We start from the raw sequence: 13,358 nt of genomic DNA on the forward strand, positions 1-13,358 counted from the left end.
AAGGTCGGGAGGGGCAGCGCATGGACGCCGACGCATCGGGGACGGTGCTCAAACGGGAACGGGCCCGCGACGCCGTACTGGAGCTGATCGAGTCGCGCCGCCCGGGTGACGCCATCCCGTCGGAGCGCGCCCTGTGCGCCACCCTCGGCGTCTCCCGGCCCACGCTGCGCGCCGCGATCGACGAGCTGGTGGCCGCGGGCCTCCTGGTGCGCGAGCACGGCCGCGGCATGTTCGTCGCACCCGCGAAGATCACCCAGGAGCTGGTCTCGGCCGACCTCGCCCTGTCGGTCCCGCAGGCGGCGGGGGCCTGGTCGAGCCGGCTGCTGGAGTTCACCACCCTCCAGGCCGGCGCCCGGGTCGGCCGCAAGCTGCGCATGTCACCGGCGGCGGAGATCGTGTACGTCGCCCGGCTGCGGCTCGTCGACGGCGCCCCGATGGCCATCGAGCACCTGCACATCAGGGCCGAGCTGGTGCCCGGCCTGTCGGCCCAGGAGCTGGAGAGCGGTGACCTGTACGAGCATCTGCGCGAGCGCCACGACGTCCACGTCCACGAGGCGGTCCAGGCGATCGAGCCCACCGTCGTGACCCGCGCCGAGGCCCGCCTGCTCGACGTCCCGGAGCTCTCCCCGGCCCTGCTCTTCGAGCGGCTGACCTCGGACACCACCGGCTGTCCCGTGGAGTACGTGCACTCGCTCTACCGCGGCGACCGCTACCGGATCGTCTCCCGGCTGGCCCTCGGTCCGGCTGCCGCCGTGGAGCCCGTCGAGGGCGGCCACCACCCCGGCATCCCGCCCGGGGACTTCGCCCACCGGGACCCGATCACCTCCTCCACCCGCGGCGACATCCAGTCCGGCGGCTGACCGCCGGTGCCGCGGCCCCGCACGGAACCCGCCCCGCGCAGCGCTTCGCCGCCGTTGCGCCCTGCGCAATGGCCGGTGCGTCTCTTGCGCGGGTCATCGGGGAAGGCCACTGTGGCTGACACATCCGACGTCACCGACCCCACGAGGTGCCTCGCATGACCACCCCCACCAGCCGCCGCACCGTCCTCGGCGCCCTCCTGGCGGGCGGCGCGCTCGCCGCCGCCCCCGGCCTGCCCCGGGCCGGACGCCGCGCCGCCCCGGCGCCGCACCCCGGGACCCACGGGGCGCTCCGGACCGGGACGCTCTTCCTGGGCACGTACACCTCGACCAGTCCGGGCGGCACCGGCATCGGCGTCGCCGCGTACGACCCGGTGGCGGGGAGCATCACCGCCCGCACGGTCGTCACCGGCGTCGAGAACCCCTCGTACCTCGCGCTGCACCCCACCGGCAGCACGCTGTACGCGGTCGACGAGCAGAGCGACGGCGGGGTCACGGCCGTCGCGCTCGCCGACGACGGCACCTTCCGGGTGCTGGGGACACGGTCCACCGGGGGCGCCGGTCCCTGCCACCTCTCGGTCCACCCGGGCGGACAGTGGCTGCTCAGCGCCAACTACACCTCCGGCAGCGTCGCCGTGCACCCCCTGGCCGCCGACGGTTCGGTGGGGGAGCGAACGGACCTGGTCGCCCACACCGCGCCCGCTCCCGGACCGGGCCAGGACGGCCCGCACGCCCACCAGATCATCACCGCCCCCGGCGGCGGACACGTCCTCGCCGTCGACCTGGGCAACGACACGGTGTACACGTACCGGCTCGACGAGGACCGCGGCACCCTGGAGCAGCTCTCGTACGCCGCACTGCGCCCCGGTGCGGGCCCGCGCCACCTCACCTTCCATCCGGACGGCCGCCACGCCTACCTCGCCTGCGAGCTCGACAACACCGTCGTCGTCTGCGGTTACGACCCCGCCACCGGCGTCCTGACCCCCGGCACCCCGCAGTCCACCGGGACCGGCGAGGGCACCAGCTACCCCGCCCAGCTCCTGGTCACCGGGGACGGCCGCTTCGCCTACCTGGCCAACCGGGGGCACAACAGCCTCACCCGGTACGCCGTCGAGGACGGCGGGGCCGCGCTGCGGCTGCTGGACACCGTGCCGGTCGGCGGTGACTTCCCCCGGCACACCGCCTTCTCCCCGGACGGCTCGCTGCTCTTCGCCGCCAACCAGCGGTCCGGGACCGTCACGGTCTTCCGGGCCGACGCGGAGACCGGCGCCCTGAGCGCGGCCGGGACCCCCTTCGCCGCCCCGGCGGCGGTCTGCGTGCTGCCGCTGTAGAGCGCGCGCGGGTTAGGGTCGTGCCCGAGCCGCGGGTCGCCCCGGACGCGGTGCGAGCATGAGGGAGAGACAGTGCGCCTGAGAGTGGAGTTCACCACCGAGCCCTTCGATCTCGACGAGGCACCGGCCCACGCGGTCGTGGCCCGCGAGGTCATCCAGTCCGCGGAACTGGACGCGGTCGACGTCGGCCCCTTCGGCAACACGGCGGAGGGCGGGGCCGACGAGGTGCTCACCGCGGTGGACTCCCTGCTGCGCAAGGCCCTGGCATCCGGTGCCACCCGGGTCTCGCTCCAGGTCAACGTCATCGGGGAGGACCCGAAGTGACCGCTCCCGCGGACCACCCGCTGGTCACCGCCGTCAAGCCGCTCGTCGACGCCATGGGCGCCGAGCTGCTCGGACCCGACCAGGCGCAGGCCGACGACGTCGTCCTGGCCTGGGAGGGCGAGGACGTCATAGCGGTCCGTCTGCCGCAGCTCTCGGACTCGCTGGACCACATCCTGGCCGCGATGGAGCGCCGGCACGGCAAACCGCTCGCCGAGCTGGACCGCAAGGCCAAACAGGAGGCGGTGCGGCTGCTGGAGGCACGCGGTGCCTTCTCGGTGCGGCACGGCGTCGAGACGGTGGCGGGGGCCCTGGGGGTCAGCCGGTTCACCGTCTACAACTACCTGAACAGGGAAAACGGCGCCAAGGGCGAGTAGTTGGACCCATGGGTAGATGTAAACGGCACATGAACGTGCGAGCCGTCGTCCGGATCACCGGGCGACGGCTTTTTACATGAACGGAATTTCAACAAAGTGTTGACGTGGTGTTGTGGAGGGCGTTAGCTATCCGCAGCCCGACCAACGCACAGCGAAAAACAGCCACGGAGGCTCCCGTGACTTCGAGCTCCACGCCGGGCCTCGCCCGGTTCAACACCCTGGCGGACGACGAGGCGGCCACCGCGCTGCACGAGGTCTGTGCCAGTGCGGCCTGGGGAAGAGCGATCCTCTCCCGTCGCCCGTACGCCACCGCGGACGCCCTGTTCTCCGCGAGCGACACCGCCACGGCGGCGCTCGACGCGCAGGACCTGGCCGAAGCGATGGCCGGTCACCCGCCGATCGGCCGCCCGAAGCCCGGGGACCCGACCTCCTCCCGCGAACAGCGGGGGATGGCCGGCGCCACCGAGGAGCTCAAGGCCGAGATGCTCGAACTCAACCTGGCCTACCAGGAGCGGTTCGGACACGTCTTCCTGATCTGCGCCACCGGTGCCACCGGTGAACAGATGCGCGACGCGGTGAAGTCCCGGACCGGGAACACGCCCGAGCAGGAGCGCGCCATCGTGCGCACCGAACTGGGCAAGATCAACCGCATCCGTCTCACCCGTCTCGTCACGGACGACTCGTAAGAACTCGTCACAGAAGGAGAGTGAAGGTCTTGAGCACCTTCGCCACCGCATCGGTGTCCACCCACATCCTGGACACCAGCATCGGCCGCCCCGCCGCAGCCGTCGCCATCTCGCTCGCCGCCCGCTCCGGCGGCGACGCGCCGTGGGTGACGCTCGGCGGATCCGTGACCGATGCGGACGGGCGCTGCAAGGACCTGCCGGCCCTGCCGGAAGGCACCACCCACGTACGGCTCGACTTCGAGACCGAGCAGTACTTCACAGCCAAGAAGCAAGCCGAGGCGCAGCAGGACGCCCCCCGCGTAAGGGACAGCGGTGCGTTTTTCCCCGAGGTGACGATCACGTTCGCCGTCACCCCGGGCGAGCACTATCACGTACCGCTGCTGCTCAACCCGTTCGGCTACTCCGTATACCGAGGGAGCTAGCAGACACATGCCCACGATTCTCGGCCAGAACCAGTACGGCAAAGCAGAGAACCGCGTCGTCAAGATCACGCGGGACGGCGACACCCACCACATCAAGGACCTGAACGTCTCGGTCGCGCTCTCCGGCGACATGGACGACGTCCACTACTCCGGCTCCAACGCGAACGTCCTGCCCACGGACACCACCAAGAACACGGTGTTCGCGTTCGCCAAGGAGTACGGCATCGAGTCCGCCGAGCAGTTCGGCATCCACCTCGCCCGCCACTTCGTGACGACGCAGGAGCCGATCAAGGTCGCCCGCATCCGCATCCAGGAGTACTCCTGGGAGCGCATCGCGACCTCGGACAACAGCTCCAGGTTCATCGGATCGGACGAGGTCAACCACTCCTTCGCCCGCAAGGGCCAGGAACTGCGCACCACGCAGATCACCTACGACGGTGAGAAGTGGGAGATCATCTCCGGCCTGAAGGACCTCACGGTCATGAACTCCACCAACTCGGAGTTCTGGGGCTACGTCAAGGACAAGTACACGACGCTCAAGGAGGCGTACGACCGCATCCTGTGCACCGACGTCGCCGCCGCCTGGCGCTACAACTGGACCAGCGACGACGACCGGATGCCCAACTGGGAGAAGTCGTACGAGCAGGCCAAGAAGCACATCCTCCAGGCCTTCGCCGAGACGTACTCGCTCTCGCTCCAGCAGACCCTCTACCAGATGGGTTCGCGGGTCATCAACAGCCGCAGCGAGATCGACGAGATCCGCTTCTCGCTCCCGAACAACCACCACTTCCTGGTGGACCTGGAGCCGTTCGGCCTCAAGAACGACAACGAGGTCTACTTCGCGGCCGACCGTCCGTACGGGCTCATCGAGGCCACCGTACTGCGCGACGGCATCGAGCCGCAGATCCCGGTCGACATGACCAACCTCTGACGCGGCGCCGCGCCGGTTCCCGTCCGTCCACAGCGGACGGGGGCCGGCCGGACCGGAGGGAACTTCCATGGCACAGCCTGCACTCGGGCCGGCAGAAGCAGAAGGCCCCTGTTCCACCCCGCCGGCCGGTTCGGTCCATCCGGTGGACGAGAAGCTCGCCCCTTCGCGGCTCCTGCCCGCCGCGCTCCAGCACATCGCCGCCATGTACGCGGGGGTCGTCACCCCTCCGCTCATCATCGGGCAGGCCGTAGGCCTCGACCAGGCCGGCATGACCCGCCTGATCGCGGCAAGCCTGCTGATCGCCGGCTGTGCCACCATCCTCCAGACCCTCGGGATCGGCGGCTTCGCCGGCAACCGGCTGCCGTTCGTCAACGCCGCCTCGTCCGCGGGCATCGCCCCCATGCTCGCCATCGCCGAGACCAGCGCCCCCGGCCACCAACTGCCCGCGATCTACGGGGCGGTGCTCGTCGCCGGAGTGTTCTGCCTGGCCGTCGGACCGTTCTTCGGCCGGCTGCTGCGCTTCTTCCCGCCGCTCGTCACCGGCGTCGTCATCACCCTCATCGGCGTCACCCTGATGCCGGTCCCGGTCTCCTGGGCGCAGGGCGGTGACCGGACGGCAGCCGACTTCGGTGCGATGAAGTACCTGGCGCTGGCCGCCTTCACCCTGGCCGTCATTCTGACCGTCCAGCGCTTCGGACGCGGCTTCCTCAGGCAAGTGGCACTGCTCATCGGCCTGTTGGTCGGCACGCTGGCCGCTGTCCCGTTCGGGCTCGCCGACTTCTCCGCCCTGCGCTCCGCGCCCGTCGCCGCGCTCCCCGCCCCCTTCGCCTTCGGTGCCCCGGAGTTCCAGCCCGCCGCGATCCTCTCGCTCTGCATCGTGATGCTCGTCCTGATGACCGAGTCGTCAGCCGGCATGCTCGCGCTCGGCGAGATCTGCGACCGGCGCACGGACGGCCGGACCATCACCCGCGGACTGCGCACCGACGGCATCGCGACCCTCATCGGACCGGTCTTCGGCGGATTCCCCACCAGCGCCTTCGCACAGAACGTCGGCGTGGTCTCGCTGACGAAGGTCCGCAGCCGGTACGTCGTCGCCGCCGCGGGCGGCGCCCTGATCATCCTCGGCGTCTTCCCGGTCCTCGGCGCGGTCGTCTCGCTCGTCCCGATGCCCGTGCTCGGCGGCGCCGGCATCGTCCTGTTCGGCTCGATCGCGGTCAGCGGCATCCGTACGCTCTCCGAGGCCGGGCTCGACGACAGCTCCAACATCATCCTGGTCGCCGTGGCGCTCGGCGCGGGCATCATCCCGCTCGCCGCGCCCGGCTTCTACGCGGGATTCCCGTCCTGGGCCCAGACCGTCCTGGGCTCCGGCATCAGTGCCGGAGCGCTCGTCGCGGTCCTGCTCAACCTGTTCTTCCACCATCTCGGCACCCACGGCCGCACGGCCGTGGCACTCAAATCCTCCTAGGGTCCTGCCGTGCCCACATCGCAGATGAGAGAAGGAAGCACCATGGCAGCACCGGCAGCGCACGACCGAGTGGAACGCATCGTCATCGAGAACTGTTCGATCGCGACCGTCGACGCCGACGACACCGAGTACGCCTCGGGTCACGTCGTCGTCGCGGGCAACCGCATCGAGTCCGTCGGCGCCGGCCGGGCACCGGAGGGTCTGGACAACGTCGTACGCCGGATCGACGGCACCGGGCACCTCGTCACGCCCGGTCTGATCAACACGCACCACCACTTCTACCAGTGGATCACCCGCGGCCTGGCCACGGACCACAACCTCTTCGAGTGGCTGGTCGCGCTGTACCCGACCTGGGCGCGCATCGACGAGCCGATGGCCCGTGCCGCCGCACAGGGCTCGCTCGCCATGCTGGCCCGCGGCGGAGTCACCACCGCCATGGACCACCACTACGTCTTCCCGCAGGGCTCCGGCGACCTGTCCGGCGCCATCATCGGCGCCGCCGCCGACATGGGCGTACGGTTCACCCTCGCCCGCGGCTCCATGGACCGCAGCGAGAAGGACGGCGGGCTGCCCCCGGACTTCGCCGTGGAGACCCTCGAAGGCGCCCTCGCCGCCACCGAGGCGACCATCGACGCGCACCACGACGCCTCCTTCGACGCGATGACCCAGATCGCCGTCGCGCCCTGCTCCCCCTTCTCCGTGTCCACCGAACTGATGCGGCAGGGCGCCGAGCTGGCGCGCCGGCGCGGAGTGCGGCTGCACACCCACGGCTCGGAGACCGTGGAGGAGGAGAAGTTCTGCCACGAGCTGTTCGGCATGGGCCCGACCGACTACTTCGAGTCGACCGGCTGGCTCGGTGACGACGTGTGGATGGCGCACTGCGTCCACATGAACGACTCCGACATCGCCGCCTTCGCCCGCACCGGAACCGGTGTCGCGCACTGCCCGTCCTCCAACGCCCGCCTCGCCGCCGGCATCGCCCGGGTCCCGGACATGCTCGCCGCCGGCGTCCCGGTCGGTCTCGGCGTCGACGGCACCGCGTCCAACGAGTCCGGCGAACTCCACACCGAACTGCGCAACGCCCTCCTCATCAACCGCCTCGGCCCGCACCGCGAACGCGCCCTGAACGCCCGTCAGGCCCTGCGCCTGGGTACGTACGGCGGCGCCCAGGTACTCGGCCGCGCGGACCAGATCGGCTCCCTGGAGCCGGGCAAGCTCGCCGACCTCGTGCTCTGGAAGCTGGACACCCTCGCCCACGCCTCCATCGCCGACCCGGTGACCGCCCTGGTCTTCGGCGCCGCCGCCCCCGTCACCCTCTCGCTCGTCAACGGCAAGCCCGTCGTCGAGTCCAGCCGCCTGATCACCGTGGACGAGGACGCCATCGCCCGCGCCACCCGCGACGAGGCCCGCCGCCTCGCGCAGATCGCCGCCGGGGCCTGACGCCCGGCACCCCCCGATACCGGCCGGCCGAGGGGGACGGCCCTCGACCGGCCGCCGTGGACCCGAGCGGGGTCCACGGCAACCGGTGCGGGAAGCGCGTACCTCTGCGTACGTGCCTCCCGCACCGGCGAACCGAGCTGCCCGCACCAGCTGCACGACCTGAACCAACGCACCACCTCCATGACACCCACGTCACCGCAGATGTGTACCCGACCGGAGGAACCGCCGTGGCAGCTACGCCCAGGTTTCGCAATGACGCAGTCGCAGCACCCGACCCCGGCACCGAGCCGGCCCCGTCCGACCGGAGCCATCCGGTCGACGAGACCCTCCCCCCACTGAAGATGTTCACCAGCGGCCTCCAGCACGTGGCCGCGATGTACGCGGGCGTGGTGGCCCCGCCCATGATCGTGGGTCCCGCTGTGGGACTCACCCCCAAGGAGACCGCCTTCCTCATGGGGGCGAGTCTGTTCACCGCGGGGATAGCCACCCTGCTCCAGACCCTCGGGTTCTGGCGAATAGGCGCCAGGCTGCCCTTCGTCAACGGCGTCTCGTTCGCCGGTGTGACGCCCATGGTGGCCATCGGCAAGGACCGCGGACACGACGGCATCGCCGTCATCTTCGGCGCGATCATCGTCGCGAGCCTCCTCGGCTTCGTCCTCGCCCCCTACTTCTGCAAACTGGTCCGCTTCTTCCCGCCCGTCGTCACCGGCACGGTCATCACGCTGATCGGTGTCTCCCTGCTGCCGGTGGCCTTCAACTGGTCCCAGGGCGGCAACGCCACGGCGGACGACTACGGTTCGACCACCAACATCACGATGGCGGCGGTCACCCTGGTGATCGTCCTCGCGCTGCGCAAACTCCTGCGCGGCTTCCTCCAGCAGATCGCGATCCTGCTCGGACTCGTCGTCGGCACACTCATCGCGATCCCGGTCGGCATCACCGACTTCGGCGCCATCAAGGACGCCGACGTGGTCGGCTTCCCCACCCCGTTCCACTTCGGGGCGCCGCAGTTCGAGATCGCCGCCATCGTCTCGATGTGCATCGTGATGCTGGTCTGCATGACCGAGTCGACCGCGGACATGCTGGCCCTCGGCAAGATCGTCGACCGGCCGGCCGACGAGCGGACCATCGAGGGCGGACTGCGCGCCGACACCCTGGGCAGCGCGATCAGCCCGCTGTTCAACGGCTTCATGTGCAGCGCCTTCGCCCAGAACATCGGGCTGGTCGCGATGACCAAGGTGCGCAGCCGCTTCGTCGTCGCCGCGGGCGGCGGCATCCTCATCCTGCTCGGCCTGTGCCCGGTGGCCGCCTCGGTCATCGCGCTGGTTCCGCTGCCGGTGCTCGGCGGCGCGGGCATCGTGCTCTTCGGCTCGGTCGCCGCGAGCGGCATCCAGACGCTGGCGAGCGCGGCCCTGGAGAAGGGCGAGAACGCGCTGATCGTGGCCGCCGCGGTCGGCATCGGCCTCATCCCGATCGCCGCGCCGGAGTTCTACCACGCGTTCCCCAAGGACCTGCTCGTGGTCCTGGACTCCGGGATCTCCACCGGATGCGTCGTGGCGATCGTCCTCAACCTGGCCTTCAACCACCTGGGCCGCAAGCCGGACCCCGACACCGGTGTGGATGCGGAGCCGGAGACCGGTGAACCGGTCAAGGCCGCTGCTGTGGGCGCACACTGACACTCCGTCACAGCACTGTGGCGCGTACGGCTCCGCCCGCGAGGGCGGCCGTACGCGCCACAGCCGTGTCCGGCCCGGAGGGCGTCAGCCGATGTGGAAGCTGTCGCCGTAGACCTTCCAGTCGAGCGGCGGATCCAGGTTCAGATTGCCCTCGTTCAGGAAGACCCGCTGGGCGGTGTCCACCCGGCTGGTGTCGGAGTGGGCCTCCTCCTGCTTCATCGCCCAGACCCGCGCGTCCAGGAAGGCGTTGAGGTAGGTGACCTCGTCGCCGCCCTGGGCCGGCGGCTTCGCCTGCGCGAGGGCCCGCTGCCGGATGGATCCGAAGCTCGTGCTGTCGCCGCCGTCGCCGTGCATCACGATGGCGTCGTAGTACGCGAACTGGCCGAGTGTGCCCAGTCCGTCGCTCTTGCCCCGGCCGACCGCCGGGTCGAAGTACACCCGGTCGCGCTCGTCGTTCTGCGCCTGCTGGAACGCCGGATCGCCGGCCGCCGTCTCCCAGGCCTCGCTGAAGCCCGGGTCGAGGCCGTCGTGCGAGTCGGTGCCGTCCACCTCGCGCAGGGCGGGCAGGTACTCCGCGAGCGGATTGCCCGGCTCCCGCTGGGTGTACAGCTCCACCAGGTCGAGCATGTCGCCGGTGCCGGAGCAGAAGCCGATGATGCCCGCCGTGTAGCCGCGGCCGTCACCTATGTCCTCGATGTATCCGTACTGCGCCTTCCAGTCCAGCGAGGAGTTCTCCGCGCTGGAGACCAGTTGCATGGCGATGTCCTTCTTCGCCGGATCGTCGAGCCCGCTCGCGGCTGCCTCCTGCTGATGGACCGCCGTGGGGGCGGGCGCGGTACCGGCGAAGGCCGTGGCCGGTATCGCCGTGATGGTCAGACCGAGCGCGACGAGGGCGACGCGCACGGATCGGGTGTTGCGACGTGCGGTGCGCTTGTGGGGAGCGTGCACCAGTCCTCCAAGGGAGTTCGTCGTTCCGATGGTTCTGTTAGGAAGCTTTCCTATCAGAGTCGAACGAATGTCGTACACCCCTGTGACGCATGCGAGTTGGCCGCGGCCGGGAATCGCGAAGGCCCCGCACCGGGCGCCGGGGCGCTCGGTGCGGGGCCGTGGTGCGGCCGGTTCAGCAGTCCAGGTAGGCCACGTGGATCCAGACGCCGGTGGGGCCGCCCCACAGGTCACCCATCACCCAACTGCCCTCCTGGCCGCGTGCGTCGAGGTTCTGGCCCCGGTTCACCTGGCCCAGCACCGGGTAGTCCGTGCCCGGCCCGCCACGGAAGTTGACCCCGTTGTCGTTGACCGTGCAGACCAGGGCCGGGGCCGCCTCGACACGGTGCGCGGCGACCGTGCCCGGGGCGGCCTGGGCGGCGGGCGAGACGGCCAGGCCGAGACCTGCGGTCAGCATGGCGGCGGCCAGCAGAATCTTCTTGATCATGTCGCGTGCTCCTCGGTAATCCGGCCCGCGACGTGCGGGCCGTCCGTCCGCCTCAACGGACCGGCAGAGCCTCGGGACACGGCCGGGAACCCGCTGTCACGCGGGAGTGAAAGCGCAGGTCACATGCGGTGCGCACCGGCGCACCCGGGCGTTGCGGTGAACGCCGCGCGCGCCTGTCGATCACGGGTTTACGAACCCCCGGAACCCTTGATCAGATAGCTGTCGCCGTACACCTTCCACCGCAGCGGAGTGTCCAGGCCGAAGTTCCCCTCGCGCACGAACACCCGCTGGGCGGTCTCGACCCGGCTGGTGTCCCGGTGCGAGGGCTCCTCGCGGATCGCCGCGACCCGGGCGTCGAGGAACGCGTCGAGGTACTCCGCCTCGTCGCCGCCCTCCGCCGGGGGCCGGGCCTCGGCCAGGGCCCGGCGGCGCATCGTACGGAAGCCGACGTTGCCGTCCGTGTCGCCGGCCCCGTGCATCACGTACGCGTCGTAGTAGATGAACTGGCCCAGCGCGCCCAGCCCGTCCTCCTTCCCCTGCCCGACCGCAGGGTCGAAGTAGGACCGGTCCCGCTCGGCGTCCTGCGCCGAGCGGAACGCGCTGTCGCCCGCCGCCTTCACCCAGGCCCCGGTGAACGGGCGGCCGAGTCCCGTGTGCGCGTCGGTCCCCTTCACCGCGCGCAGCGCCGGCAGGAACCGTTCCAGGGGATTTCCGGGCCGGGCCTTCGTGTACCGCTCGACCACGCTCAGCATGTCGCCGGTGCCGGAGCAGAAGCCGATGATGCCCGCGGTGTAGCCGCGGCCGTCGCCGATGTCCTGGATGTACGCGTACTGCGCCTTCCAGTCCAGCGAGGAGTTCTCGGCGCTGGAGACCAGCTGCATGGCGATGTCCTTCTTCGCCGGGGCGTCCAGCCCGGGCCCGGAGGAACCCTTGCCGGAGGAGGAGCCGTCGGCCCCCGCGCACCCGGACAGCACGGCGACGGCCAGGACGAGAGCGGTGAGGGAGGTGACCAGGGAACGCGGGGTGAGCTTCACCTCTCCACCCTGCCAGGCCGTGGGAGTGATCTTCGCTCATTCGGCTGTAGCGTCAGGGGTATGGATGATCAGTCTGTTGTGGATGTCGGCGACGTACGACTGGCGTACCGGACCTGGGGCGACCCGTTCGGCTCGCCCGTCGTGCTGCTGCACGGCCTCGGCGGGTCCGCCGCGAGCTGGGAGGCGGCCGGGAGTCTGCTCGGTCAGGAATGGCGGGTGTACGCCCTGGACCTGCGGGGGCACGGCGAGAGCGACTGGCCCGACGCGTACGACTTCGAGGCGATGCGGGACGACGTCCTCGGCTTCCTCGACGAGTGCGAGCTCGACCGGGTCGGCCTGGTGGGCCACGACCTGGGCGGCGTCGTCGCCCACCTCCTCGCCCAGGAGCACGCGGACCGGGTGGAGCGGCTGGTGCTGGTGGAGACCCCGCCGCCGTTCCCCGGCGCCGCTGGCCCGGTGGCCGGCCCCGAAGGGCCGGTCGACTACGACGAGGCCGTGATCGCGGCCGTACGCACCCAGCTCGCCGACCCCGACCCGGCGTGGGAGGAGGGCCTCGGCGAGATCGTCGCCCCGACGCTGATCCTGGCCGGCGGCCCGGCGAGCACCATGCCGCAGGCCCGGCTCCAGGACATGGCCTCCCTGATCCCGGACTGCCACCTCCTCACGATCGGCGGCGGCCACCGGCTCCACGAGGTGCACGCCGACCAGGTCGCCCAGCAGATCACGGAGTTCTTCACCAGCTGACGGGCGGTGGTGCGGCGGCTCAGCTCGACGGCCGCCAGTCCGGGCGCCGGCCGCTGCGTGCGACCGCCCGGTCCAGCAGCGGTGCGTCGTCCGGGACGGGGACCGGCGGGCCGAACGGGGAGTCGGGCGACGGCTCGTCGCCCGCGTCGGCCAGCAGCGCCAGCGTGTTCCTCAGATGCGCCTCCTCGGCCCCGTACGGCTGCCCCGTGGACCGCGCCAGGTCCCATCCGTGCAGCACCAGCTCGTTGAGCGCGACCATCCCCGCCACCTCGCCCGGCAGGTCCACGCTGCCGGCCCTGGTCATCCCGGCCCAGGCGTCCGGGGAGCGCCAGGCGGCCACCATCTCGTCGAGCGCCACGGGCAGCGTGGAGCGCCAGCCGTCGGCGAGCACCCCCGACTCCACGGAGGGCGCCGTGTCGGTCGTCGCCCCCAGCTTCTTGCCCGCGGCGTCCCGGAAGGCCACCGCCAGCCCTTCGACGTGCGCGAGCAGGGCGCCCACGGTCACATCCGGACAGGGGGTCGGGCCGGCCAGCCGGCCGTCGTCGATGGTGTCGAGCATTCCGGTGATCCGCCGGGCCGCGGGTCCGAGGTCGAGGAGGGGCGCAGGGTTCGTCTGGGTGTCCATACCTGTGCAGACTGCCC

15 protein-coding genes are annotated in these 13,358 nt (G+C 71.1%); 11 read left to right on the top strand and 4 right to left on the bottom strand.

Annotated elements, in window-relative coordinates; all coding sequences use genetic code 11:
* The first annotated feature begins 20 nt into the window (after positions 1–20).
* The 10 genes from OG408_RS32025 to OG408_RS32070 all read left to right on the top strand — a co-directional run bounded on the left by OG408_RS32025 (position 21) and on the right by OG408_RS32070 (position 9,506).
* Positions 21–860, top strand: coding sequence for a GntR family transcriptional regulator (locus OG408_RS32025; protein ID WP_266784481.1), 840 nt, complete (start codon positions 21–23; stop codon positions 858–860).
* Positions 861–1,015: 155 nt separating this feature from the next.
* The gene (locus tag OG408_RS32030; RefSeq protein WP_326673336.1) at positions 1,016–2,188 is read left to right on the top strand and encodes a lactonase family protein; all 1,173 of its coding nucleotides are present in this window, start codon (positions 1,016–1,018) and stop codon (positions 2,186–2,188) included.
* Positions 2,189–2,260: 72 nt separating this feature from the next.
* Entirely contained in the window at positions 2,261–2,512 is a 252-nt protein-coding gene (locus tag OG408_RS32035; protein WP_266784485.1) for a hypothetical protein, read from the top strand.
* Positions 2,509–2,886 carry a helix-turn-helix domain-containing protein gene (locus OG408_RS32040; protein ID WP_266784487.1) on the top strand — a complete coding sequence of 126 codons (378 nt, stop codon included), beginning with the start codon at positions 2,509–2,511 and terminating at the stop codon, positions 2,884–2,886. The genes OG408_RS32035 and OG408_RS32040 overlap by 4 nt, the downstream gene beginning before the upstream one ends.
* Positions 2,887–3,062: 176 nt before the next feature.
* Positions 3,063–3,572, top strand: coding sequence for a 2-oxo-4-hydroxy-4-carboxy-5-ureidoimidazoline decarboxylase (gene uraD, locus OG408_RS32045; protein ID WP_266784489.1), 510 nt, complete (start codon positions 3,063–3,065; stop codon positions 3,570–3,572).
* 29 nt (positions 3,573–3,601) lie between these two features.
* On the top strand, positions 3,602–3,994 hold the full coding sequence (gene uraH, locus OG408_RS32050; protein WP_326673337.1) for a hydroxyisourate hydrolase: 393 nt from the start codon (positions 3,602–3,604) through the stop codon (positions 3,992–3,994).
* 7 nt (positions 3,995–4,001) lie between these two features.
* Positions 4,002–4,925 carry a factor-independent urate hydroxylase gene (gene pucL, locus OG408_RS32055; protein ID WP_266784493.1) on the top strand — a complete coding sequence of 308 codons (924 nt, stop codon included), beginning with the start codon at positions 4,002–4,004 and terminating at the stop codon, positions 4,923–4,925.
* Positions 4,926–4,992: 67 nt separating this feature from the next.
* On the top strand, positions 4,993–6,390 hold the full coding sequence (locus tag OG408_RS32060) for a nucleobase:cation symporter-2 family protein (protein ID WP_326673338.1): 1,398 nt from the start codon (positions 4,993–4,995) through the stop codon (positions 6,388–6,390).
* A 42-nt stretch (positions 6,391–6,432) separates the two neighbouring features.
* Complete coding sequence (locus tag OG408_RS32065) at positions 6,433–7,830, top strand: 8-oxoguanine deaminase (protein WP_266784496.1); 1,398 nt, start codon at positions 6,433–6,435, stop codon at positions 7,828–7,830.
* Positions 7,831–8,057: 227 nt separating this feature from the next.
* Positions 8,058–9,506, top strand: coding sequence for a nucleobase:cation symporter-2 family protein (locus tag OG408_RS32070; RefSeq protein WP_266784497.1), 1,449 nt, complete (start codon positions 8,058–8,060; stop codon positions 9,504–9,506).
* 84 nt (positions 9,507–9,590) lie between these two features.
* On the opposite strand, the gene OG408_RS32075 is transcribed toward OG408_RS32070, so the two are convergent.
* The 3 genes from OG408_RS32075 to OG408_RS32085 all read right to left on the bottom strand — a co-directional run bounded on the left by OG408_RS32075 (position 9,591) and on the right by OG408_RS32085 (position 11,972).
* A complete protein-coding gene (locus OG408_RS32075; protein ID WP_266784498.1) occupies positions 9,591–10,454 on the bottom strand; it encodes a chitosanase in 864 nt (287 codons plus the stop codon).
* Between the two features lie 172 nt (positions 10,455–10,626).
* Entirely contained in the window at positions 10,627–10,938 is a 312-nt protein-coding gene (locus OG408_RS32080) for an SH3 domain-containing protein (protein ID WP_266784500.1), read from the bottom strand.
* Positions 10,939–11,126: 188 nt separating this feature from the next.
* A complete protein-coding gene (locus OG408_RS32085; protein WP_326673339.1) occupies positions 11,127–11,972 on the bottom strand; it encodes a chitosanase in 846 nt (281 codons plus the stop codon).
* A 60-nt stretch (positions 11,973–12,032) separates the two neighbouring features.
* On the opposite strand from OG408_RS32085, the gene OG408_RS32090 reads away from it, so the two are divergent.
* Complete coding sequence (locus OG408_RS32090) at positions 12,033–12,716, top strand: alpha/beta fold hydrolase (protein WP_266784502.1); 684 nt, start codon at positions 12,033–12,035, stop codon at positions 12,714–12,716.
* 19 nt (positions 12,717–12,735) lie between these two features.
* On the opposite strand, the gene OG408_RS32095 is transcribed toward OG408_RS32090, so the two are convergent.
* Positions 12,736–13,341, bottom strand: coding sequence for a TIGR03086 family metal-binding protein (locus tag OG408_RS32095; protein ID WP_266784504.1), 606 nt, complete (start codon positions 13,339–13,341; stop codon positions 12,736–12,738).
* Positions 13,342–13,358: the final 17 nt, after the last annotated feature.

Origin of the sequence: Streptomyces sp. NBC_01257 (genome assembly GCF_035917255.1) — a bacterium.
Classification (GTDB): Bacteria; Actinomycetota; Actinomycetes; order Streptomycetales; family Streptomycetaceae; genus Streptomyces.

Coding starts and splice junctions, on each gene's coding strand:
- OG408_RS32025 (WP_266784481.1), top strand. CDS start 21: ATGGACGCCGACGCATCGGGGACGGTGCTCAAACGGGAACGGGCCCGC.
- OG408_RS32030 (WP_326673336.1), top strand. CDS start 1,016: ATGACCACCCCCACCAGCCGCCGCACCGTCCTCGGCGCCCTCCTGGCG.
- pucL (WP_266784493.1), top strand. CDS start 4,002: ATGCCCACGATTCTCGGCCAGAACCAGTACGGCAAAGCAGAGAACCGC.
- OG408_RS32060 (WP_326673338.1), top strand. CDS start 4,993: ATGGCACAGCCTGCACTCGGGCCGGCAGAAGCAGAAGGCCCCTGTTCC.
- OG408_RS32065 (WP_266784496.1), top strand. CDS start 6,433: ATGGCAGCACCGGCAGCGCACGACCGAGTGGAACGCATCGTCATCGAG.
- OG408_RS32080 (WP_266784500.1), bottom strand. CDS start 10,938: ATGATCAAGAAGATTCTGCTGGCCGCCGCCATGCTGACCGCAGGTCTC.
- OG408_RS32090 (WP_266784502.1), top strand. CDS start 12,033: ATGGATGATCAGTCTGTTGTGGATGTCGGCGACGTACGACTGGCGTAC.
- OG408_RS32095 (WP_266784504.1), bottom strand. CDS start 13,341: ATGGACACCCAGACGAACCCTGCGCCCCTCCTCGACCTCGGACCCGCG.